The sequence below is a fragment of the Streptomyces sp. SAS_272 genome (genome assembly GCF_052543235.1).
Genome location: NZ_JBMNDR010000032.1, coordinates 26,297 through 48,361 on the forward strand (window position 1 = coordinate 26,297; position 22,065 = coordinate 48,361).

Below are 22,065 nucleotides of genomic sequence, written 5' to 3' on the forward strand. Positions count from 1 at the left end.
CCACCGCCCTCACCTCGGGAACAGGTGTACGAAATGGCGACGGCGCCTGCCCAGTCGTCCGGTCGGGGACTGTGGGCAGGCGCCGTCAATGTTCCGCACGCCTTTGTGCGGGACGTCCGGGTGCCTTTCGGCGGGGCCGTCAGACCATCAGCGAGCGGTCCGTCGGGCGGATCGGGGCGGGCAGCTCGCTCGCGCCGGTCAGGAACCGGTCGACGCCGCGGGCGGCCGAGCGGCCCTCCGCGATCGCCCACACGATGAGCGACTGGCCGCGGCCGGCGTCTCCGGCGACGTACACGCCGGGCACGTTGGTCGCGAAGTCGGCGTCGCGCGCGACGTTGCCGCGCTCGTCGAGCTCCAGGCCGAACTGCTCCACCAGGCCGTTCTCCCGGTCGGTGCCGGTGAAGCCCATGGCGAGGGTGACCAGCTGGGCGGGGATCTTGCGCTCCGTGCCCGGCTTGGGCGTCAGCCTGCCCTCGACGAACTCGACCTCGGTGAGGTGCAGCCACTGGACGTTGCCGTCCTCGTCGCCCTCGAAGTGGGTGGTGGAGACGGAGTAGACCCGCTCGCCGCCCTCCTCGTGCGCGGAGGTGACCTTGTAGAGCATCGGGAACGTCGGCCACGGCTGGCCCGGGTTCCGCTCCTCGCCCGGCCGGGGCATGATCTCCAGCTGGGTGACGGAGGCCGCGCCCTGGCGGTGGGCGGTGCCCACGCAGTCGGCGCCGGTGTCGCCGCCGCCGATGACCACGACGTGCTTGCCCTCGGCCGTGATCGGGGGCGCCACGAAGTCGCCCTCCTGGACCTTGTTGGCCAGCGGCAGGTACTCCATCGCCTGGTGGACGCCCTTGAGCTCACGTCCGGGGACCGGCAGGTCACGGGCGGTCGTGGCGCCGGCGGCGATCACGACGGCGTCGTAGCGCTTCTTCAGGTCGGTGGCCTTGAGGTCGCGGCCGATCTCGATGCCGGTGCGGAAGCGGGTGCCCTCCGCGCGCATCTGCTCGATGCGGCGGTTGATGTGCCGCTTCTCCATCTTGAACTCGGGGATGCCGTACCGGAGAAGGCCGCCGATGCGGTCCGCGCGCTCGTAGACGGCGACGGTGTGGCCGGCCCGGGTGAGCTGCTGGGCGGCGGCCAGGCCCGCCGGGCCCGAACCGATGACCGCGACCGTCTTGCCGGACAGGCGCTCGGGCGCCTGCGGGGCGACGTCACCGGTCTCCCACGCCTTGTCGATGATCGAGACCTCGACGTTCTTGATGGTCACGGCCGGCTGGTTGATGCCGAGCACGCACGCCGACTCGCAGGGAGCCGGGCACAGCCGCCCGGTGAACTCCGGGAAGTTGTTCGTCGCGTGCAGCCGCTCCTGCGCGGCCGACCAGTCCTCGCGGTAGGCGAAGTCGTTCCACTCGGGGATCAGGTTCCCCAGCGGACAGCCGTTGTGACAGAACGGGATGCCGCAGTCCATGCACCGGCTGGCCTGCTTGCCGATGATCGGCAGCAGCGAACCGGGGACGTAGACCTCGTTCCAGTCCTTCAGCCGCACGTCGACAGGGCGGGACTTGGCGACCTCACGGCCGTGGTTCAGGAAGCCCTTCGGGTCAGCCATGGGTCGCCGCCTCCATCATCTTCTCGGTGATCTCGGACTCGGAGAGTCCCGCTCGCTCGGCGGCGTCCTTGGCGGCGAGCACTGCCTTGTACGTGCTGGGGATGATCTTGCTGAAGCGCTCCACGGCCGCGTCCCAGTCCGCGATCAGCCTCTCGGCGACCGTCGAGCCGGTCTCCTCGGCGTGGCGGCGCACCACGTCGTGCAGCCACTGCTTGTCGGTGTCGTCGAGCGCCTCGACGGCGTCGAGGTTGCCGGCGTTGACGTGGTCGCGGTTCAGGTCGATCACATAGGCGATGCCGCCGGACATGCCGGCCGCGAAGTTGCGGCCCGTCTCGCCGAGGACCACCGCGTGACCGCCGGTCATGTACTCGCAGCCGTGGTCGCCCACGCCCTCGGAGACGACCGTCGCGCCGGAGTTGCGGACGCAGAACCGCTCGCCGGTGCGGCCGCGCAGGAACAGCTCGCCGCCGGTCGCGCCGTAGGCGATGGTGTTGCCCGCGATGGTCGAGTACTCGGCGAGGTGGTCGGCGCCCCGGTCCGGGCGGACGATGACGCGGCCGCCGGAGAGGCCCTTGCCGACATAGTCGTTGGCGTCGCCCTCCAGGCGCAGCGTGACACCGCGCGGGAGGAAGGCGCCGAAGGACTGGCCCGCGGAGCCGGTGAAGGTGATGTCGACGGTGTCGTCGGGCAGGCCCGCGCCGCCGAACCTCTTCGTCACCTCGTGGCCGAGCATGGTGCCGACCGTGCGGTTGATGTTGCGGATGGAGACCTGGGCGCGCACCGGCTGGGCGTCGGTCGCGGAGTCCGCGGCGAGGGCGTCGGCGGCGAGCTTGATGAGCTCGTTGTCGAGCGCCTTCTCCAGGCCGTGGTCCTGCGAGATGACCTGGTGCAGGGCCGCGCCCTCGGGCAGGGCGGGCACGTGGAAGAGCGGGGCCAGGTTGAGGCCCTGCGCCTTCCAGTGGTCGACGGCGCGCTCGACGTCGAGGACCTCGGCGTGGCCGACGGCCTCCTCGATCGAGCGGAAGCCCAGCTCGGCCAGCAGTTCGCGGACCTCTTCGGCGATGAACTTGAAGAAGTTCACGACGTACTCGGCCTGGCCGGCGAAGCGGTCGCGCAGCACCGGGTTCTGGGTGGCGATGCCGACCGGGCAGGTGTCCAGGTGGCAGACGCGCATCATGACGCAGCCGGAGACGACGAGCGGCGCGGTCGCGAAACCGAACTCCTCGGCGCCGAGCAGCGCGGCGATGATCACGTCGCGGCCGGTCTTGAGCTGGCCGTCCGTCTGGACCACGATCCGGTCGCGCAGGCCGTTGAGCAGCAGGGTCTGCTGGGTCTCGGCGAGACCCAGCTCCCAGGGGCCGCCCGCGTGCTTGAGCGAGGTCAGCGGGGAGGCGCCGGTGCCGCCGTCGTGGCCGGAGATGAGCACGACGTCCGCGTGCGCCTTGGACACACCGGCCGCGACCGTGCCGACGCCGACCTCGGAGACCAGCTTCACGTGGATCCGCGCCTGCGGGTTCGCGTTCTTCAGGTCGTGGATCAGCTGGGCCAGGTCTTCGATGGAGTAGATGTCGTGGTGCGGGGGCGGAGAGATCAGGCCGACGCCCGGGGTGGAGTGCCGGGTCTTGGCGACCCACGGGTAGACCTTGTGGCCGGGCAGCTGGCCGCCCTCGCCGGGCTTGGCGCCCTGGGCCATCTTGATCTGGATGTCGTCCGCGTTGACCAGGTACTCGGAGGTGACGCCGAAGCGGCCGGAGGCGACCTGCTTGATGCTGGAGCGGCGCGCCGGGTCGTACAGGCGCTCCGGGTCCTCGCCGCCCTCACCGGTGTTGGACTTGCCGCCCAGTTGGTTCATGGCGATGGCGAGGGTCTCGTGCGCCTCCTGGGAGATGGAGCCGTACGACATGGCGCCGGTGGAGAAGCGCTTGACGATCTCGGAGACGGGCTCGACCTCGTCGACGGAGATCGAGGGGCGGTCCGACTTGAGGCCGAAGAGCCCGCGCAGGGTCATCAGCCGCTCGGACTGCTCGTTCACCCGGCCCGTGTACTGCTTGAAGATGTCGTAGCGGGCCGTGCGCGTGGAGTGCTGGAGGCGGAAGACCGTCTCCGGGTCGAACAGGTGCGGCTCGCCCTCGCGGCGCCACTGGTACTCGCCGCCTATCTCCAGGGCGCGGTGCGCGGGCGCGATGCCGGAGGCGGGGTAGGCCTTGGCGTGGCGGGCGGCGACCTCCTTGGCGACGACGTCGATGCCGATGCCGCCGATCTTGGTGGCGGTGCCGCTGAAGTACTTCTCGACGAACGCGTCGTCGAGGCCGACCGCTTCGAAGACCTGCGCGCCGCGGTAGGAGGCGACGGTCGAGATGCCCATCTTGGACATGACCTTCAGGACGCCCTTGCCGAGCGCGTAGATCAGGTTGCGGATCGCCTGCTCGGGCTCCATGCCGCCGAGGAAGGTGCCCGCGCGCAGCAGGTCCTCGACGGACTCCATCGCCAGGTACGGGTTGACGGCGGCGGCGCCGAAGCCGATCAGCAGGGCGACGTGGTGGACCTCGCGGACGTCTCCGGCCTCGACCAGCAGGCCCACCTGGGTGCGCTGCTTGGTGCGGATGAGGTGGTGGTGGACGGCCGCGGTGAGCAGCAGCGACGGGATCGGCGCGTGCTCGGCGTCGGAGTGGCGGTCCGACAGGACGATGAGCCGGGCGCCGTTGTCGATGGCGGCGTCGGCCTCGGCGCAGATCTCGTCGATGCGGGCGGCGAGCGCGTCACCGCCGCCGTGCACGCGGTACAGGCCGGAGAGGGTCGCGGCCTTGAAGCCGGGCATGTCGCCGTCGGCGTTGATGTGGATGAGCTTGGCCAGCTCGTCGTTGTCGATGACGGGGAACGGCAGGGTGACGGTGCGACAGGACGCGGCGCTCGGCTCGAGCAGGTTGCCCTGGGGGCCGAGGGAGGAGCGCAGCGAGGTGACGAGCTCCTCGCGGATGGCGTCCAGCGGCGGGTTGGTGACCTGCGCGAACAGCTGGGTGAAGTAGTCGAAGAGCAGTCGCGGCCGGGCGGAGAGCGCGGCGATCGGCGAGTCGGTGCCCATGGAGCCGAGCGGTTCGCCGCCGGTCTTGGCCATCGGCGCGAGGATGACGCGCAGCTCCTCCTCGGTGTAGCCGAAGGTCTGCTGGCGGCGGGTGACCGAGGCGTGCGTGTGCACGATGTGCTCACGCTCGGGCAGGTCGCCGAGTTCGATCTCGCCGGCCTCGAGCCACTCGGCGTACGGGTTCTCGGCGGCGAGCTGCGCCTTGATCTCGTCGTCCTCGATGATGCGGTGCTCGGCGGTGTCGACGAGGAACATCCGGCCGGGCTGCAGGCGGCCCTTGCGGACGACCTTGGCGGGGTCGATGTCGAGGACGCCGACCTCGGAGCCGAGGACGACGAGGCCGTCGTCGGTGACCCAGTAGCGGCCGGGGCGCAGACCGTTGCGGTCGAGGACCGCGCCGACCTGGGTGCCGTCGGTGAAGGTGACGCAGGCCGGGCCGTCCCAGGGCTCCATCATCGTGGAGTGGAACTCGTAGAAGGCGCGCCGGGCCGGATCCATGGTGTCGTGGTTCTCCCACGCCTCCGGGATCATCATCAGCACGGAGTGCGGCAGCGAGCGGCCGCCGAGGTGGAGCAGTTCGAGCACCTCGTCGAAGGACGCCGAGTCGGAGGCGTCCGGCGTGCACACGGGGAAGATCCGCTCGATGGCCTTCTCGTCGGATCCGCTGTGCCCATGGTCGGCAGAGCCGAACAAGTCGGAGACGAGCTGCGACTCGCGAGCGCGCATCCAGTTGCGGTTGCCCTTGACGGTGTTGATCTCACCGTTGTGCGCGACGAAGCGGTAGGGGTGCGCGAGCGGCCACGACGGGAAGGTGTTCGTGGAGAAACGCGAGTGGACGAGCGACACGGCCGAGGCGAATCGGCGGTCGGACAGGTCCGGGAAGAAGGGCTCGAGCTGGCCGGTGGTCAGCATGCCCTTGTAGACGATCGTGCGCGCGGAGAGCGACGGGAAGTACACGCCGGCCTCGCGCTCGGCGCGCTTGCGCAGCACGAACGCCTTGCGGTCGAGGTCGATGCCCTGGCTCGTGCCGTCGCTCACGAAGACCTGGTGGAAGGCCGGCATCGTGGAGCGGGCGGTCGCGCCGAGGAGTTCGGGGGCGACCGGGACCTCGCGCCAGCCGAGGACGGTGAGGCCCTCCGCGGCGGCGATCGTCTCGATCTGTGAGACGGCGGCCCCGGCGCCGTCCTCGGGGAGGAAGGCGATGCCGACGGCGTAGTGGCCGGCCTCGGGGAGCTCGAATCCGGCGACCTCGCGGAGGAAGGCGTCCGGGACCTGGGTCAGGATGCCCGCGCCGTCGCCGGAGTCCGGCTCGGAGCCGGTGGCGCCGCGGTGCTCGAGGTTGCGCAGAACGGTCAGCGCCTGCTCGACCAGCGCATGGCTCGCCTCGCCGGTGAGGGTGGCCACGAAGCCGACGCCACAGGCGTCGTGCTCGTTGCGGGGGTCGTACATACCCTGCGCAGCAGGGCGAGCATCCATGAAAGACCAGTTCTGGCCATTCGCGGAATGCTGGGACGGCTGGCGCGGCGTACGCATCGGCTCTCCCGTCGTCGTCTCAGGTGGCATATCTGCTGGCGAAGGGACGACGTTGGCCCTCTGCGGAACGCAAAATTTCGTGCAGGTTACATGATGGAGCGGTTCTCGGGAACCGGATACTCCGTTCCAGCATGCGGACGCCACGGACGCGCGGCGGGGGTTCCTCGCACGTGGCTGAAAGGTATGGGGGCCGGACGGGACGAGATCGGTCGGATCGTTGCCCGGCGGACCGGAAGGGCGGGGGGAGCGGCGTCACCCACCCCGCGAGTGCGCCGCAGGCGTCATTGCCCACAGCGCTTACGGCTCATGCCCGCTGGTTAAGCACTCGAAACCAGTCGGTAACGGCTACTTATGCGGCCCATCGCATAGGTAGCAGCCGATCTATCCTACGGCCGTTCCGAAGAAGCTGCCCAGGGCGTACGTCACACCGGCCGCCGCACCGCCGAGGGCCAGCTGCCGCAGCCCGCTGAACCACCAGGTCCGCGCCGTCACCCGGGCCACCACCGCGCCGCAGCCGAACAGGCCGAGCAGGGCCAGCAGCACGGCCGGCCACAGCGAGGAGGCGCCGAGCAGGTACGGCAGGACGGGCAGCAGCGCGCCCAGCGCGAACGATGCGAAGCTGGAGACCGCGGCGACCAGCGGCGAGGGCAGATCGGACGGGTCGATGCCCAGCTCCTCGCGGGCGTGTATCTCCAGGGCCTGCTCGGGGTCGCGCGACAGCTGCTGGGCGACCTGCCGGGCGAGCGCGGGTTCGACGCCCCGGGACTCGTACAGCGCGGCGAGCTCGGCCTCCTCGTCCTGGGGGTGCTTGCGCAGCTCCCGCCGCTCGACGGCCAGTTCGGCCTCGACGAGTTCACGCTGCGAGGCGACGGAGGTGTACTCGCCGGCGGCCATGGAGAAGGCGCCGGCGGCCAGCCCCGCGAGGCCGGTGACGACGAGGGTCTGCTGTCCCACGGATCCGCCGGCGACGCCGGTCATCAGGGCGAGGTTGGAGACCAGGCCGTCCATCGCGCCGAAGACGGCGGGGCGCAGCCAGCCGCCGGTGACGTCTCGGTGGGTGTGGTTGTCGCGGTGCGCCTCGTGCAGCGACGCCTCGGTCTCGATGATGGCCACGGAGATCCCCCAGTAAGCTGAGCCAAAGCTAAGTTTAGACTGATTCTAAGTTCTTACAACGCGAAGATACGCCTCTCCATTCCGCTCCGCCAGCAAGGAAAGGCTCGGCTAACCTGCGCTTTTACCTTCGAGCGCTCATTCGATCGGCTATGCGCACAGATGTCGACCGGGTGACATGAAGGGCGTCGAGGCTCGGGTCAACCGCCGATGGTGGGACACATCCGCAGACGGTTCCGCGCCCGAGCGGAGCCACGGTGGAGAGGCCGCCTATGGCAACGATCCGTGAAAGAGCCCGAGGCGCCCTGCTCGGCCTCGCCGTCGGAGACGCCCTGGGCGCCCCCGCCGAGAACATGAAGCCCTCGCAGATCCGCGCCCGCTGGGGCCGCATCACCGGCTACGTCGCCGACCGGCCGGCCGGCACGGACGACACCGAGTACGCGATCTTCTCCGGCCTGCTGCTCGCCCGGCACGGCTCCGCGCTCACCCCGGCCCACGTCGAGTCGGCCTGGCACCAGTGGATCGCCGACCGGGACGAAGGCCCCTTCCGCGGCGCGGGATTCAGTGAGCGCGGCACCCTGGAGAACCTCCGCCGCGGTCTCGCGGCGCCCATCTCGGCGCAGCACCGGCACGCCTGGAGCGACGGCCTGGCAATGCGCGCGGCCCCCTTCGGCGTCTTCGCCGCGGGCCGCCCGGCGGAGGCCGCCCGGCTGGTCGCGATCGACGGCGCGGTGAGCCACGACGGCGAGGGCATCTACGGCGGGCAGGCGGTCGCGGCGGGAGTGGCCGCGGCGATGGCCGGGGCGCCGCCGACCGCGGTGGTCGCCTCGGCTCTCGCGGTGGTCCCCGAGGACTCCTGGACGGCTCGTTCCCTGCGCCGCGCGGCAGCGGTGGCCCACCGGGGCGAACGGGCCGTGCGCTCGGCCGTCGTCGTCGGCGGCTACCCGTGGACCGATCTGGCGCCGGAGGCCGTCGCCCTCGCGTTCGGCGCCTACGCGGCAGCCGACGGCGACTTTCGCGAGGCGGTCCTCACGGCGGTGAACATGGGCCGCGACGCGGACACCACGGCGGCGGTGGCGGGCGCCCTGGCCGGCGCCACCCGGGGGATCTCGGCGATCCCGCCGGACTGGGCGGCGGCCATCGGCCCGGCCCGGGGCACCTGCCTGCCCTCGATGGCGGGCCATCACGTGCTGGACGTGGCCGAGCTGCTGGTGCCGGGCGAGGGCGGCAAGTGGGGCGAGGGCGTGGTCGTGGCGGACGTCGTGCCGATCCTGATGAGCCCGGGACGGCTCTCCCACCCCGACCCGACGGCCTTCGCCCTGACAGCCGCGACCACCACGGCGCCCGCGGCGACGGCGACGGCGACGGCAACGGCAACGGCGAACGACGGCGCGGAGGCGTGCCCATGACACCGCCCGCACCCTGGGACGACGAGACGATGACGGCCGCAGCGGCCACGGAGACCGCGGCGGGCATGGCGGTCACGGCGGCGCCCGGCGCGCCCGCGGCCCCCGACGGCCGGGCCGAGGACCCCCCGCGGGGCCCGTCCGCACCCGCCCGCGAGAGCCGCAGCGGAGCGGCAGGACGTCACCGCACCGGATCGCCGGGCCGGACCGACAGGCCCGCGCGCGACGCCGAACCCGGGGGGCTCGCCCGCCCGCGGCACGCGCGGCGTATCGAGGGCCTGCTGCTGGGCCTGGCCGCGGGCGACGCCGCCGGGTGGCCCGCCGCCCGCCATCGCGCCGCCCGGATGCCGGACTGGACCCGCCGTCTGACCCGGGAGCTCGACACCTTCGCCGAACACAACGCGACGACCACCCTGCCCGTCCCCATCGCCCTGAACCAGCCCCCCGAACCCCTCCGGCTCGGTCCCTCCGACGACGCCGAGTGGGCGGCGTTCGCCGCCGAGGCGGTGCTGCGGGCCGGCGACGACACCGTCCTCGGCGACCTCGGCCGGGATCGCCGGATGCGCGCCGCCATCGATCTCGCCTGGAACGCGATCGCCAGTGAGGTGGCGGCGGCGGCCGACCGCGCGCCGGAGGTCGAGTCCGCCGTCCTGCCCCTGCGCGCCCGCATCTCCGTCCGCGCCGGACTGGGCAATCTCGTCGCCGGACTGCGGCCCCCCGCCACCGGCCACGACAACCCGCACTACTTCGACGACGCGGCCTGCGTACGCGCCTGCGTCCTCGCCGTGGCGCACGCCGGCGATCCCGGGGCCGCCGCCGGGCTCGCCGAGTTCGACGCCCGCTACACCCAGGACGGCGACGGCGTGCACGGCGCCCGGGCGATGGCCGCGGCGCTGGCGCTGGCCCTGGCCGGAGCGGACGTCGAGGCCTGTGCGACGGCGGCGCTCGGCGAACTCCCCGCACACACGGAGATCGGCCGCAACGCCCGGCACGCGCTGGACCTGGCCCGCGGCGCACCGAGCGCGTTCGCGCTCATCCCGCTGCTGGAACACCAGATCGTCGACCACGTCTACAGCTACGGCATCGCCGCGGCGGAGACCGTGCCGGTGGCGCTGGCGCTCGCGACGGCGTCCGGCGGCCGCATCGGCGAGGCGGTGCCGGCCGCGGCCTGCCTCTCCCGGGTCGCGGACTCGGCCCCCGCCCTGGCGGGCGCGCTCACCGGGGCGCTCGGCGGCGCCGCCGCGATCCCCGAGGCGTGGCGCGACAGCTGCCGTGTCCTCTCCGGCTGCGCACTCCCCCGGCTCACCGGCACCGATCTGGTGGAACTCGCCGGACTCCTGGAAACCGCACAACCGGCCCCACCAGGAGGATGATTCGGGGCATGACGCCCAAAGCAGAAGAAAGCAACGGGGCAACCCTGGAGGAGCGCATCACCGGCGCCCTGGTCGGCGCGGCCGTGGGCGACGCCCTCGGCGGCCCCGTCGAGGGCTACACCCCGGAACAGATCCTCGAGCGCCACGGCGGCCGCGTGCACGGCGTCGTCGGACCCTGGCACGGCGACGACTGGCGCACCGCCCGCCCGATCGCCCCGTACCACAAGGGCGACGGCCACGTCACCGACGACACCCTGATGACCCATGCGCTGATCAGGGTGTACGCCACGGTCCGCGACCACCTGGACGCCTACGCGGTCGCGAGCCACCTCGTCCCGGACCTGATGACGACGCCCCGCTGGATCCCGGAACTGGAGGCCGAGGCGCTCCCCCTGCACCGGATCTTCCTGGCGGAGAAGTGGCTGGTCACCCGGCTTCACTACGGCCACGTCGACCCGCGGGAAGCCGGGGTCGGCAACATCGTCAACTGCGGCGCGGCGATGTACATGGCCCCGGTGGGTCTGGTCAACGCGGCCGACCCGGCGGGAGCGTACGCCGAGGCGCTGGACGTCGCGGGCGCCCACCAGTCGTCCTACGGCCGGGAGGCGGCGGGCGTCTTCGCCGCGGCGGTGGCGGCCGCGTGCACGCCGGGCGCGACCGCGGAGTCGGTCGTGACGGCCTGTCTGGCGCTGGCGAAGGACGGCACGCGCACGGCGATCGAGAAGGTCTGCGAGGAGGCGGCCCGGCACGGCGACGTCGAGTCCGCGCTCGTCCCGCTCAGGAACGCGGTGGCGCCCTACGACACGGTGGGACCCGACTACCGGCGGCCCTCGCTCGGCGCGCGCCGCCCCTCCCGGCTGCACGCGATCGAGGAACTCCCGGTCGCCCTGGGCATGGTGCTGGCGGCGGGCGGCGACTACCGCCGGGCGGTCCTCGGCTCCGTGAACTACGGCCGCGACTGCGACTCGATCGCCACGATGGCGGGCGCGGTGGCCGGCGCCCTGGGCTCACCCGTCCCCGAGGACTGGTCGAAGCAGGTCGCCGAGGCCAGCCGCCTCGACCTGCGGCAGCCGGCGGCGACGCTCACCGAGGTCGCCCGCGAGGTCTTCCACCGCGACGTCGAGCGCCGCCGTGACCACGAGCGGGCGTTCTGCGCCCTCGCAGGCGCCCTCGGAGGCTCCGGATGCTCCGACTGACCTGGGTCCAGCCGGAGGACCTGCTCGGCCACGAACTGCGCCAGGCGGCCGAGGACGGCCGGGAGCCGTGGGCGGTCGCCGCCCGCTGGCGCGCGGCCGGCGGCCACGACGCGCCGCCCCGCGCCGGCGCGTCCGGGCAACGGGCCTCCGGCTACCTCCGGCTCCTCGCCGACGACCTGCTCGACGAACTGGCGGACCTGCCCAGCAGACTGGCCGAGGACGAGCCGACCGAACTGGAGAAAATCAGAACGCTCTGCCCCCGATGGCCGGGCCGGCCGGGCGGCACGAGGCCGCCGGCGCCGTCGCAGGCCCGCCTGGAAGCGGCCTGGCTGGGACGGGCCGCCGGCTGCCTCCTGGGCAAACCGGTGGAGAAGCTCCCCCTGGACGCCGTCCGCCGGCTCGCCAAGGCCGCCGGCAACTGGCCCCTGAACGGCTACTTCACCGCCCGGGGGGTTCCCGGCCCCCTGCTCGAGGAGCACCCCTGGAACCGCCGCTCGGCGCCCACCTCCCTCGCCGAGAACATCGACGGCATGCCCGAGGACGACGACCTCAACTACCCCCTCCTCAACCTCCTGCTGCTGCAGCGCCACGGCAGGGGCTTCACCACCGCCGACGTGGCCCGGCTCTGGCTCGACGAACTCCCCGCGGGCCGCACCTTCACCGCCGAACGCGTCGCCTACCGCAACCTCCTCTGCGGCGTCGAACCCCCGCACACCGCCCGCCACCGCAACCCCTTCCGGGAGTGGATCGGCGCCCTGATCCGCGCCGACGTGCACGGCTGGACCAACCCCGGCGACCCGGCCGCCGCGGCCGAGCAGGCGCACCGCGACGCCGTCCTCACCCACACCGGCAACGGCGTCTACGCGGCGATGTTCACGGCGGCCGTCGTCGCCGCGGCCGCGACCGGCGCCCTCGACGTGCACACCTGTCTGCACACCGGCCTGTCGGTCGTGCCGCCCCGCTCCCGGCTCGCCGTCGCCGTCACCCACGCGATCCGGCTCGCCGGGGAGCACGCCGACTTCGACACCGTCGTCGACGAACTCCACATCGCCCACCGGAGCGCCCACTGGGTGCACGCCGTCCCCAACACGGCCCTGATCGCCGCCGCCCTCACCCACGCGGACGGCGACTTCGCCGGGTCCATCTGCCGTGCCGTGTCGGGCGGTTGGGACACCGACTCCGACGGCGCGACCGCGGGCGGCGTCGCCGCCCTGCTCACCGGCGGCCCGGCCGCCCTCCCCGACCGCTGGACGGCCCCCCTCAAGAACCGGCTGGCCACCTCCGTCGCCGACTTCGACGGCGCCGGCTTCGACGCCCTCGCCCACCTCACCCGGTCCCTCATCCCTCGGGAGGCATCCCGCCCATGACCGACATCGTCGTGCTCGGCAGCACGAACATGGACCTCGTCGCCTACGTAGTAAAGCCCCCGCAGCGCGGGGAGACCGTGACGGGACGGGAGTTCCGCACGATCCCCGGCGGCAAGGGCGCCAACCAGGCGACCGCCGCCGCCCACGCCGGCGGCGCCGTCTCGATGATCGGGGCGGTCGGCAACGACTCCTTCGGCGCCCGGCTGCGCTCCACGCTCGAGCACGCGGGCGTCAACACCGACCACCTGCGCACCGTCGAGGCCCCCTCCGGCACCGCGCACATCGTGGTGGACGACGACGGCGGCAACGCGATCGTCGTGGTGCCCGGCGCCAATGGCACCGTCGACCATCTCGCCCCCGGCGACGAAGGTCTCATCGCCTCCGCGGACGCCCTCCTGCTGCAACTCGAAGTGCCCCTGGCCGCGGTCGTCGCCGGTGCGCGGGCGGCCCGCAGGCACGGCGTGCGCACGATCCTCACCCCCGCCCCCGCCCGGCCGCTGCCCCCGGAACTCCTCGACGCCACCGACCTGTTGGTGCCCAACGAGCACGAGGCGAGCGCGCTCACCGGACGCACCGACCCGCACGAGGCGGCCGCCGTCCTGCTGGACAGCGTCCCCGAGGTCGTCATCACCCTCGGCGCGGCCGGCAGCCTCTACGCGGCCCGCGACGCCGAACCCCTCACCGTGCCCGCCCCACGCGTCACCGCCGTGGACTCAACCGGCGCGGGCGACACGTTCGTCGGCGCCCTCGCGGTGGCGCTGGGCGAGGAACGGCCCGTACGGGAGGCCCTGGCCTGGGCGGCGGCCGCGGCCGCGCTGTCGGTCCAGCGTCCCGGCGCCTCCGCGTCGATGCCGTACCGCTCCGAGATCGAGACGCAGTACGCCTCATGACCGAACCCCGCCCCACCGAACACGTCACGACCGCGCCCCCCGTGAGCGCACCCGTCACGACCGCATCGCGCGTCGCCGCTCCGGCCGCTCCCCTGCACGGCGCCCGGGTCCTCGACCTGGCCACCCTGTTCGCGGGACCTCTCGCCGCCACCCTGCTCGGCGACTTCGGCGCGGACGTCGTCAAGGTCGAACACCCCGACCGTCCCGACCCCTCCCGCGGGCACGGCCCGTCCAAGGACGGCGTGGGCCTGTGGTGGAAGCTCCTCGGCCGCAACAAGCGCACGATCACCCTGAACCTGTCCACGCCCGGCGGCCGCGACACCCTGCTGCGGCTCGCCGCCACGGCCGACGTGATCATCGAGAACTTCCGTCCCGGCACCCTGGAGAAGTGGGACCTCGGCTGGGAGGAACTGTCGGCGGCGAACCCGCGTCTGGTGCTCACCCGGGTCACCGCCTTCGGCCAGTTCGGCCCCTACGCGCACCGCCCCGGCTTCGGCACCCTCGCGGAGGCGATGAGCGGCTTCGCGGCGATCACCGGCGAACCGGACGCCCCGCCCACTCTCCCGCCCTTCGGCCTGGCCGACTCGATCGCCGGCCTGGCCACCGCGTACGCCGTCATGACGGCCCTCACCGCCCGCGACCGCACCGGCGAGGGCCAGGTCGTCGACATGGCGATCATCGAGCCCATCCTCACCGTCCTCGGCCCCCAGCCGCTCTGGTACGACCAGTTGGGGTACGTCCAGGCCCGTACCGGCAACCGGTCCGCCAACAACGCCCCGCGCAACACCTACCGCACGGCCGACGGGGACTGGGTCGCCGTCTCGACGTCGGCGCAGTCGGTCGCGGAACGGGTGATGCGGCTCGTCGGCCGCCCGGAGCTGATCGACGAGCCGTGGTTCGCCACCGGCGCCGAGCGGGCCGTCCACACCGACGTCCTCGACGAAGCGGTCGGCTCCTGGATCGCCCGGCACACCCGCACCGACGTCCTCGCGGCCTTCGAGAAGGCAGAGGCGGCGATCGCCCCGGTCCAGGACGTCCGGGACGTGCTGTCGGACCCCCAGTACCAGGCCCTGGACACCGTCACCGCGGTGGACGACCCGGAGCTGGGCCGGATCCGGATGCAGAACGTCCTCTTCCGGCTCTCCGCGACCCCCGGCGCGATCCGCTGGGCCGGCCGCCCGCACGGCGCCGACACGGACGCCGTCCTGACCGAACTGGGCCTGACCGCGGACGAGCTGAGCACCCTGCGCGAGGCGGGCGCCCTGTGAAGAAACCCCCACTGACCTGGCTCTACGTTCCCGGTGACCGCCCGCAGACGGTCACCAAAGCCCTCGCCTGCGGCGCCGACGTCGTCATCGTCGACCTGGAGGACGCGGTCGCCCCGGACCGCAAGGAGTATGCGCGCGCGGCCACCGCCGAGCGCCTCTCGGAGCCCCAGCCGGTACCGGTCCACGTCCGGGTGAACTCGCTGGACACCCCCTACGCCGCGGCGGACCTGCGCACCGTGGCCGCCCTCCCCGGCGTCTGCGGTCTGCGCCTGCCGAAGGTGACGGCCCCGCACCAGATCACCCGGGTCGCCGAGAGCGTGCCCAGGAGCGATCGCGGCGCCACGCCCCTGCACGCCCTGCTGGAGACCGCGCTCGGCGTCGAACACGCCTACGCCATCGCCCGCGCCCACCCCTCCCTGCGCGGCATCGCCCTCGGAGAGGCGGACCTGCGAGCCGATCTTGGCGTCCGCCACGACGCCGGCCTCGACTGGTCACGCTCCCGGGTCGTCGTCGCCGCCCGGGCCGCCGGGCTGGCGCCCCCGCCACAGTCGGTCCACCCCGACATCCGCGACCTGGACGGCCTGGCCACCAGCTGCGCCCACGGCCGCACCCTCGGTTTCCTGGGACGCGCCGCCATCCACCCCCGGCAGCTCCCGATCATCGAACAGGCCTACCTGCCGACCCAGCAGGAGCTGGAGGACGCCGAGACGATCGTGAAGGCGGCCATCACCGAACGGGGCGCCCAGGCGCTCCCGGACGGACGGTTCGTCGACGCCGCGGTGGTGGCGGCCGCGCACCGCACGCTGGCCCTGGCCGGACGGGACTGACCGGCCGGCGAGGGCGCGACCCGCGGTCGCACGACGAGGGCGCCCGGTGAACCCGGGCGCCCTCGTCGTCGTGCGCGTCGTCGTGCCGACGGCCGTCAGCTCTTCTTGCCCGCCGACTCCGCCTCGTCCTTGACGTCGGCCTGTGCCCCGGTCCTGTCCTCGGCCTTGCCGTCCGTGCCGGCCGCGGCCTCGGTCCTGTCCTCGGCCTCGTCGTCCGAGTCGGAGGCGGCCTCGGCCTTCTCGGTCCCGGATCCGCCGCCGGCCTTCGTCTCCGCGGACTCCGCAGCCGCCCCGGACGAGGACGGCTCGGCCCCGGCCTTCTCCTCGCCGTCGGACTTCTCCTCGCCGTCGGCGGAGGCGTCCCCGGCCGTGTCGCCAGAGGCCTGCGCGGCGGGCTCGACGACCGCTTCCCGGCCCGGCCGCTTCTTCGCCGAGACGACGATGTACACCACCGCGAGCAGGAAGACGACCAGCGCGGTCCAGTCGTTCAGCCGCAGGCCCAGGATGTGGTGGGCGTCGTCGACCCGCATGTACTCGATCCAGGCGCGGCCCACGCAGTACGCGGCGACGTACAGGGCGAAGGCCCGCCCGTGGCCCAGCTTGAAGCGGCGGTCGGCCCAGATGACGAGGAGGGCGACGCCGATGCACCACAGCGACTCGTACAGGAACGTCGGGTGGTAGTAGCCCGGCACCCGCCCGTCCGCCGAGGACGTGATGTGCAGGGCCCAGGGAAGGTCGGTCTCCTTGCCGTACAGCTCCTGGTTGAACCAGTTGCCCCAGCGGCCGATCGCCTGCGCGAGGGCGATGCCGGGGGCGATGGCGTCGGCGTAGGCCGGCAGCGGGATGCCCCGGCGGCGGCAGCCGATCCACGCGCCCACCGCGCCGAGCGCGATCGCGCCCCAGATGCCGAGGCCGCCCTCCCAGACCTTGAAGGCGTCCACCCAGTCCCGGCCCTCGCTGAAGTACAGCTCGTAGTCCGTGATCACGTGGTAGAGCCGGCCGCCGACGAGCCCGAAGGGCACCGCCCAGACGGAGATGTCGGCCACCGTGCCGGCCTGCCCGCCCCGGGCGACCCAGCGCCTGTTGCCGAGCCAGACCGCGACGAAGACGCCGATGATGATGCAGAACGCGTAGCCGCGCAGCGGAACGGGGCCGAGGTACAGCACACCGTGCGACGGGCTGGGAATGTAGGCAAGTTCCATGGCAGGGTCGACGCTACCCTGCCACGCACGGCCGACGATGGGCAGCCCGGCTACGGCTCCATAACGGGCTGGTGTGAAAGGGCCAGGCCCGCGGTGTCACCCCTGGTCGGCCTCCTCCACCATCTTCTTCAGCTTCTCCGGCGTCATCGACCGGTCCTGGTAGATGTTCTTGCCGTTGAACAGCACGGTGGGGGTGCCGCCGAAGCGGCCGTTCTGGAAGGCCTGGTTGGACTTGACGACCCAACTGTTGTGGGTGCCCTGCTCCACGCAGGTGCGGAACGCGGGCGTGTCGAGCCCGTCGACCTTGCCGGCGAGTTCGATCAGCCGGCTGTCGTCGGCGTACTCGTCCTTCGTCTCTTCCGGCTGGTTCTCGTACAGCACGTCGTGGTAGGCCGGGAACTTTCCGGCGTCCTGGGCGCAGGCCGCCGCGTTGGCCGCGCTGCGGGACCCGCTGCCGCCCATGTTGCCGTCGATGAGGGTGGCCAGGTGGTACTCGACCTTCAGCTTGCCGCCCTGCGTCAGCCCGTGGATCGTGGGCCGGTACGCCGTCTCGAAGGCCTTGCAGGCCGGGCAGCGGAAGTCCTCCCACACCGTGAGCGTGGACTTGGCGCCGTCCTTGCCGACGGGGATCGCGAGGGCGTCCTCGCCCTTTGCCCCCGAGGGCGCCACGACCGGGCCCGCCTTGTCGCTGCTGTCGTCCTTGCCGGAGTTCGCGGCGACGACGCCGATCACCGCGGCCAGCCCCAGCACGCACACCACGCTCGCGCCGACGATCAGTGTGCGCCGCCGCCGCTCGGCCGTCTTCTGCTTCTCGCGCTCCGCCGCCAGCCGCTCCCGGGCAGTGCGCTTTCCGTCACGATTCTTCTCGCTCACACCCCCAGAACGAACCGGGGAGGCGCAATGCGCCTCCCCGACCCCGAGTCCACCCGTTCGGGTGACCGGTGTTCCCGTCCGGGAGCCTCACGCCTGGCGGCGCACGCCCTTCGCCAGATCGCGCGCGAGGGCGCGGACCGCCTCGACGCCGGCCGCGTCGTCCGGCGCGTCCAGCATCCGCTTGACGAAGGCCGAACCGACGATCACACCGTCGGCGAAGCCCGCCACCTCGGCGGCCTGCCGGGCGTCCGAGACGCCGAGGCCGACGCAGACCGGCAGGCCCGAACCGGTGGCCCGGGTCCGTTCCACCAGGTCGTGGGCCTGTGCGCCGACCGACTCCCGGGTGCCGGTGACACCCATCAGCGAGGCGGCGTACACGAAGCCGCTGCCCGCCTCGGTGATCTGCGCGAGCCGGGCGGCCCGGCTGCTCGGCGCGACGACGAAGACGGTCGCGAGGCCGTGCTTCTCGGCGTGCTCCCTCCACAGGGCCGACTCCTGCACCGGCAGGTCGGGCAGGATGCAGCCCGCACCGCCGGCCTCCGCCAGTTCGGCGGTGAACCGCTCGACGCCGTAGCGGTCGATGGGGTTCCAGTACGTCATGACGAGGATCGGCTTGCCGGTGGCCTCGAACGCCTCGCGGACCGTGCGCATGACGTCCGCGATGCGCACCCCGCCGCGCAGGGCGATGTCGTCGGCGGTCTGGATGACCGGGCCGTCGAGGACCGGGTCGCTGTGCGGCAGTCCGACCTCGACCACGTCGGCGCCGCCGTCCAGGACGGCCTTGATCGCCGCGATGCCGCCGTCCACGGTCGGGAACCCGGCCGGGAGGTAGGCGATGAGCGCGGCACGGGCCTCGGCCTTCGCGGCGGCGAGGGTGTCCGACAGCAGCTGGATGTTCCCGCTCACTTCGCGTCCCCCTCGATCTCCGCGGTGTCGGCCGCGTCGGCGGCGACCTCGGCGTCGGTGTCGTACAGCCCGAAGTAGCGGGCGGCCGTGTCCATGTCCTTGTCGCCGCGACCCGACAGGTTCACGACGATCAGCCCGTCCGGGCCGAGTTCCCTGCCGACCTCCAGGGCGCCGGCCAGCGCGTGGGCGCTCTCGATGGCCGGGATGATGCCCTCGGTGCGCGACAGCAGGCGCAGCGCCTGCATGGCCGCGTCGTCGGTGACCGCGCGGTACTCGCCGCGGCCGGTGTCCTTGAGGTAGGAGTGCTCGGGGCCGATGCCCGGGTAGTCCAGGCCCGCCGAGATGGAGTACGGCTCGGTGATCTGGCCCTCGTCGTCCTGGAGGACGTAGGAGCGCGACCCGTGCAGGATGCCGGGCTCGCCCGCGGTCAGGGTCGCCGCGTGCTCGCCCGTCTCGATGCCGTGCCCGGCCGGCTCGCAGCCGATCAGACGCACGCCGGCGTCCGGGATGAAGGCGTGGAAGAGGCCGATGGCGTTGGAGCCGCCGCCGACGCAGGCGACGGCCGCGTCGGGCAGGCGGCCGGCGCGCTCCAGGATCTGGCGGCGGGCCTCGACGCCGATGACCCGGTGGAAGTCGCGGACCATCGCCGGGAAGGGGTGCGGTCCGGCGACCGTGCCGAACAGGTAGTGGGTGCGGTCGACGTTGGCGACCCAGTCGCGGAACGCCTCGTTGATCGCGTCCTTCAGGGTGCGGCTGCCGGACTTCACGGCGACGACCTCGGCGCCCAGCATGCGCATCCGGGCCACGTTGAGGGCCTGGCGCTGGGTGTCGATCTCGCCCATGTAGATGGTGCACTCGAGCCCGAAGAGGGCGCAGGCGGTGGCCGTGGCGACGCCGTGCTGGCCCGCGCCGGTCTCGGCGATCACACGGGTCTTGCCCATGCGCCGGGTGAGCAGCGCCTGGCCGAGCACGTTGTTGATCTTGTGGGAGCCGGTGTGGTTGAGGTCCTCGCGCTTGAGGAACACCCGGGCGCCGCCGGCGTGCTCGGCGAACCTCGGCACCTCGGTGAGGGAGCTGGGGCGGCCGGTGTAGTGCACGAGCAGGTCGTCGAGCTCACGGGCGAACTCGGGGTCGTGCTTGGCCTTGTCGTACTCGACGGCCACCTCGTCCACGGCGGCGACGAGGGCCTCCGGGATGAACTTGCCGCCGAACGCGCCGAAGTAGCCCTCGACGGTGGGGACCTGACCGTCGGGGTCGGGAATGAAGAACTCGCTGGGCATGCGCAAACCTCACGGTGAGACGGTTTTGGTGTGCAGACACGAAACGCCGTGGGGGCGGGGTCGTCGGACGGCTAGCGGCCGTCGGTGGCTTGTCGCGCAGTTCCCCGCGCCCCTGGGGGGCGCCGCTGCCATCGCATGCCGTTCACCTGACCGGGTTCGTCCCCGATGACGTACCGCACGCGTCGGCCGTGCACCCGGCGGGCGGGCGCGCGGCAGCCACGGGGGCGGCAGCCGCGCGCGAGGCGGGCGTACCGGTCCGTGGCGGTCGCGGGGGTCGTCGGAGTCATCGGGGCAAGCCTAGCGGGAGATCAGCCCCGGCCGTGGCGCAGTGCGGGGTGCTCGCCCGCCGCCACCAGGTCGGCCACCGCGGTCTTGGGGTCGCGGCCGGTCACCAGGGACTCGCCGACGAGGACCGCGTCGGCGCCCGCGTTGGCGTACGCGATGAGGTCGTGCGGGCCTCGCACCCCGGACTCGGCGATCTTGACGATGCTCGCCGGGATCTCGGGTGCCACCCGCTCGAAGGTGCCCCGGTCGACCTCGAGGGTCTTCAGGTTGCGCGCGTTGACGCCGATCACCTTGGCGCCTGCGTCGACGGCGCGCTCCACCTCGTCCTCGTCGTGGACCTCGACGAGCGGGGTGAGGCCGATGGAGACGGCGCGCTCGATCAGCGACTCCAGGGCCGACTGCTCCAGGGCGGCCACGATGAGCAGCGCGAGGTCGGCGCCGTACGCGCGGGCCTCCCACAGCTGGTACGAGGTGACGATGAAGTCCTTGCGCAGGACGGGGATGTCCACCCGGGCGCGGACCGCCTCGAGGTCGGCGAGCGAGCCGCCGAACCGGCGCTGTTCGGTGAGGACGGAGATGACCGCCGCGCCGCCCGCCTCGTAGTCGGCGGCGAGGCCGGCGGGGTCTGCGATCGCGGCCAGCGCGCCCTTGGAGGGGCTGGAGCGCTTGACCTCGCAGATGACCTTGACGCCGTCGCCGCGCAGCGCCGCGACACCGTCCTTGGCGGCGGGGGCCTTGGCCGCCAGCTCCTTGAGCTCGTCGAGGCTGACGCGCGCCTGCCGCTCCGCGAGGTCGGCACGGACTCCGTCGATGATCTCGTCGAGCACACTCACGCGAGCGGCCCCCTTCCGGCTGAGAGACGGTCGGCGCTTTTCGCGACCGAGGGAGAAACAGATGGTCACTCGATGGTATCCGGAGCGGGGCGATGGCCTCGCATCCGGTTGACGGCGGTCCCACTACCTGGACATCGCCCTGTCGATCAAGGGTGTAGCCAGCCGCCGAACGGCAGGTTCCGGACAACCGTGAAGACCAGCAGCAACGCGCCGAGCGTCCACAGCTGCACGGAGGTGGGGTCGACGCGCACGGGGCGGCCGCGCGCCGCACGGACCACCCAGACGGTCCACACGACGGCGAAGCCGAGGAAGGCGACGACGGCCGGCGCGTTGTCGTGCAGGGCGGTCTGCAGATCGCCGTGCACGAAGGCGTGCGCGCTGCGCAGGCCTCCGCAGCCGGGGCAGTACAGGCCCGTGTAGCGCAGCAGGGGGCAGGCCGGGTAGTGGCCGGGTTCGTTGGGGTCGACGGCCCCGACGTAGGCGAAGGCCCCGGCGACGGCCGCGAGGATTCCTGCGGGCACGGCCAGGCGTCCTGGGGCGGTCCTCGTCACGCTGCGGCTGTCGGCGTTCACGGTTCGCATTGTGCCCCGCCGGGGCCGCACGCGCGCGTGCGGGGGCGGCCGCGCAGGGGTGAGAGACGGCCGCGCACGTCTGAGGGGCGGCCGGTTGCCCACCGGCCGCCCCTCAGGAGGTACGGGTCGCTCAGCCCTCGGCGCCCGCCGGCTCGCGGGTGGCCGTGGGCGTGACCTGGTGCACCGGCTGGGCCGCGGCCTTCGGCCGGCCCAGGCCCGCCGCCCGCATCGCGAGGCCGACGAATCCGGAGAGCGCCACGATCGCCATGCCGGCCCAGAAGCCGAGCGGCTCGGCCATCACCATGAACGCGCCCGCGACGGTGAACCCGATGATGGCGATGGTGACACCGGTCCAGGCGGCCGGGGTGTGTCCGTGGCTGCTGCCCGCCATGACTTGCTCCTCATTGCTGTCTCTGTGTCCGTCCGAGCGGACGCTCGTGGTCCATTGTCCCGTACGCGCAC

General features: G+C 73.0%; 18 protein-coding genes. 7 read left to right on the forward strand and 11 right to left on the reverse strand.

Going from position 1 to position 22,065, the window contains the following annotated elements:
- Positions 1-139: 139 nt before the first annotated feature.
- The 3 genes from ACN6LD_RS19470 to ACN6LD_RS19480 all read right to left on the reverse strand — a co-directional run bounded on the left by ACN6LD_RS19470 (position 140) and on the right by ACN6LD_RS19480 (position 7,328).
- Entirely contained in the window at positions 140-1,600 is a 1,461-nt protein-coding gene (locus tag ACN6LD_RS19470) for a glutamate synthase subunit beta (protein WP_319191655.1), read from the reverse strand.
- The gene (gltB, locus tag ACN6LD_RS19475; RefSeq protein WP_445043851.1) at positions 1,593-6,215 is read right to left on the reverse strand and encodes a glutamate synthase large subunit; all 4,623 of its coding nucleotides are present in this window, start codon (positions 6,213-6,215) and stop codon (positions 1,593-1,595) included. Before gltB ends, ACN6LD_RS19470 begins: the two co-directional genes overlap by 8 nt.
- 381 nt (positions 6,216-6,596) lie before the next feature.
- Complete coding sequence (locus ACN6LD_RS19480) at positions 6,597-7,328, reverse strand: VIT1/CCC1 transporter family protein (RefSeq protein WP_445043852.1); 732 nt, start codon at positions 7,326-7,328, stop codon at positions 6,597-6,599.
- A 269-nt stretch (positions 7,329-7,597) separates the two neighbouring features.
- Between ACN6LD_RS19480 and ACN6LD_RS19485 the strand changes: the two genes are divergently transcribed.
- The 7 genes from ACN6LD_RS19485 to ACN6LD_RS19515 are packed head-to-tail and all read left to right on the forward strand — an operon-like array spanning position 7,598 to position 15,652.
- Positions 7,598-8,734: an ADP-ribosylglycohydrolase family protein gene (locus ACN6LD_RS19485; RefSeq protein ID WP_445043853.1), complete on the forward strand. Its 1,137-nt coding sequence runs from the start codon at positions 7,598-7,600 to the stop codon at positions 8,732-8,734.
- A complete protein-coding gene (locus tag ACN6LD_RS19490) occupies positions 8,731-10,104 on the forward strand; it encodes an ADP-ribosylglycohydrolase family protein (RefSeq protein ID WP_445043854.1) in 1,374 nt (457 codons plus the stop codon). Before ACN6LD_RS19485 ends, ACN6LD_RS19490 begins: the two co-directional genes overlap by 4 nt.
- An 8-nt stretch (positions 10,105-10,112) precedes the next feature.
- A complete protein-coding gene (locus tag ACN6LD_RS19495; RefSeq protein ID WP_319191646.1) occupies positions 10,113-11,300 on the forward strand; it encodes an ADP-ribosylglycohydrolase family protein in 1,188 nt (395 codons plus the stop codon).
- Positions 11,288-12,667 carry an ADP-ribosylglycohydrolase family protein gene (locus tag ACN6LD_RS19500; RefSeq protein ID WP_319191645.1) on the forward strand — a complete coding sequence of 460 codons (1,380 nt, stop codon included), beginning with the start codon at positions 11,288-11,290 and terminating at the stop codon, positions 12,665-12,667. The genes ACN6LD_RS19495 and ACN6LD_RS19500 overlap by 13 nt, the downstream gene beginning before the upstream one ends.
- On the forward strand, positions 12,664-13,557 hold the full coding sequence (rbsK, locus tag ACN6LD_RS19505; protein WP_445043855.1) for a ribokinase: 894 nt from the start codon (positions 12,664-12,666) through the stop codon (positions 13,555-13,557). The genes ACN6LD_RS19500 and rbsK overlap by 4 nt, the downstream gene beginning before the upstream one ends.
- Positions 13,554-14,825 (forward strand): CaiB/BaiF CoA transferase family protein, encoded by a 1,272-nt coding sequence (locus ACN6LD_RS19510; protein WP_445043856.1) that lies wholly within the window; start codon positions 13,554-13,556, stop codon positions 14,823-14,825. The genes rbsK and ACN6LD_RS19510 overlap by 4 nt, the downstream gene beginning before the upstream one ends.
- Positions 14,822-15,652 carry an HpcH/HpaI aldolase/citrate lyase family protein gene (locus ACN6LD_RS19515; RefSeq protein WP_057580162.1) on the forward strand — a complete coding sequence of 277 codons (831 nt, stop codon included), beginning with the start codon at positions 14,822-14,824 and terminating at the stop codon, positions 15,650-15,652. The genes ACN6LD_RS19510 and ACN6LD_RS19515 overlap by 4 nt, the downstream gene beginning before the upstream one ends.
- A gap of 95 nt (positions 15,653-15,747) precedes the next feature.
- On the opposite strand, the gene lgt is transcribed toward ACN6LD_RS19515, so the two are convergent.
- The 8 genes from lgt to ACN6LD_RS19555 all read right to left on the reverse strand — a co-directional run bounded on the left by lgt (position 15,748) and on the right by ACN6LD_RS19555 (position 21,994).
- Positions 15,748-16,854, reverse strand: a complete 1,107-nt coding sequence (gene lgt / locus ACN6LD_RS19520; protein WP_445043857.1) for a prolipoprotein diacylglyceryl transferase — start codon at positions 16,852-16,854, stop codon at positions 15,748-15,750.
- Between the two features lie 96 nt (positions 16,855-16,950).
- A complete protein-coding gene (locus ACN6LD_RS19525) occupies positions 16,951-17,727 on the reverse strand; it encodes a thioredoxin domain-containing protein (RefSeq protein ID WP_319191639.1) in 777 nt (258 codons plus the stop codon).
- 87 nt (positions 17,728-17,814) lie between these two features.
- Positions 17,815-18,633, reverse strand: a complete 819-nt coding sequence (gene trpA, locus ACN6LD_RS19530; protein ID WP_445043858.1) for a tryptophan synthase subunit alpha — start codon at positions 18,631-18,633, stop codon at positions 17,815-17,817.
- Positions 18,630-19,913, reverse strand: coding sequence for a tryptophan synthase subunit beta (gene trpB / locus ACN6LD_RS19535; RefSeq protein ID WP_319191636.1), 1,284 nt, complete (start codon positions 19,911-19,913; stop codon positions 18,630-18,632). Before trpB ends, trpA begins: the two co-directional genes overlap by 4 nt.
- Positions 19,914-19,984: 71 nt before the next feature.
- Positions 19,985-20,200: a tryptophan biosynthesis modulator TrpM gene (trpM, locus tag ACN6LD_RS19540; RefSeq protein ID WP_368082551.1), complete on the reverse strand. Its 216-nt coding sequence runs from the start codon at positions 20,198-20,200 to the stop codon at positions 19,985-19,987.
- Positions 20,201-20,221: 21 nt separating this feature from the next.
- Positions 20,222-21,031, reverse strand: a complete 810-nt coding sequence (gene trpC / locus ACN6LD_RS19545; protein ID WP_057580152.1) for an indole-3-glycerol phosphate synthase TrpC — start codon at positions 21,029-21,031, stop codon at positions 20,222-20,224.
- A 146-nt stretch (positions 21,032-21,177) separates the two neighbouring features.
- Positions 21,178-21,612 carry a DUF2752 domain-containing protein gene (locus ACN6LD_RS19550; RefSeq protein ID WP_319191634.1) on the reverse strand — a complete coding sequence of 145 codons (435 nt, stop codon included), beginning with the start codon at positions 21,610-21,612 and terminating at the stop codon, positions 21,178-21,180.
- A gap of 121 nt (positions 21,613-21,733) precedes the next feature.
- Positions 21,734-21,994, reverse strand: coding sequence for an HGxxPAAW family protein (locus ACN6LD_RS19555; RefSeq protein WP_319191632.1), 261 nt, complete (start codon positions 21,992-21,994; stop codon positions 21,734-21,736).
- Positions 21,995-22,065: the final 71 nt, after the last annotated feature.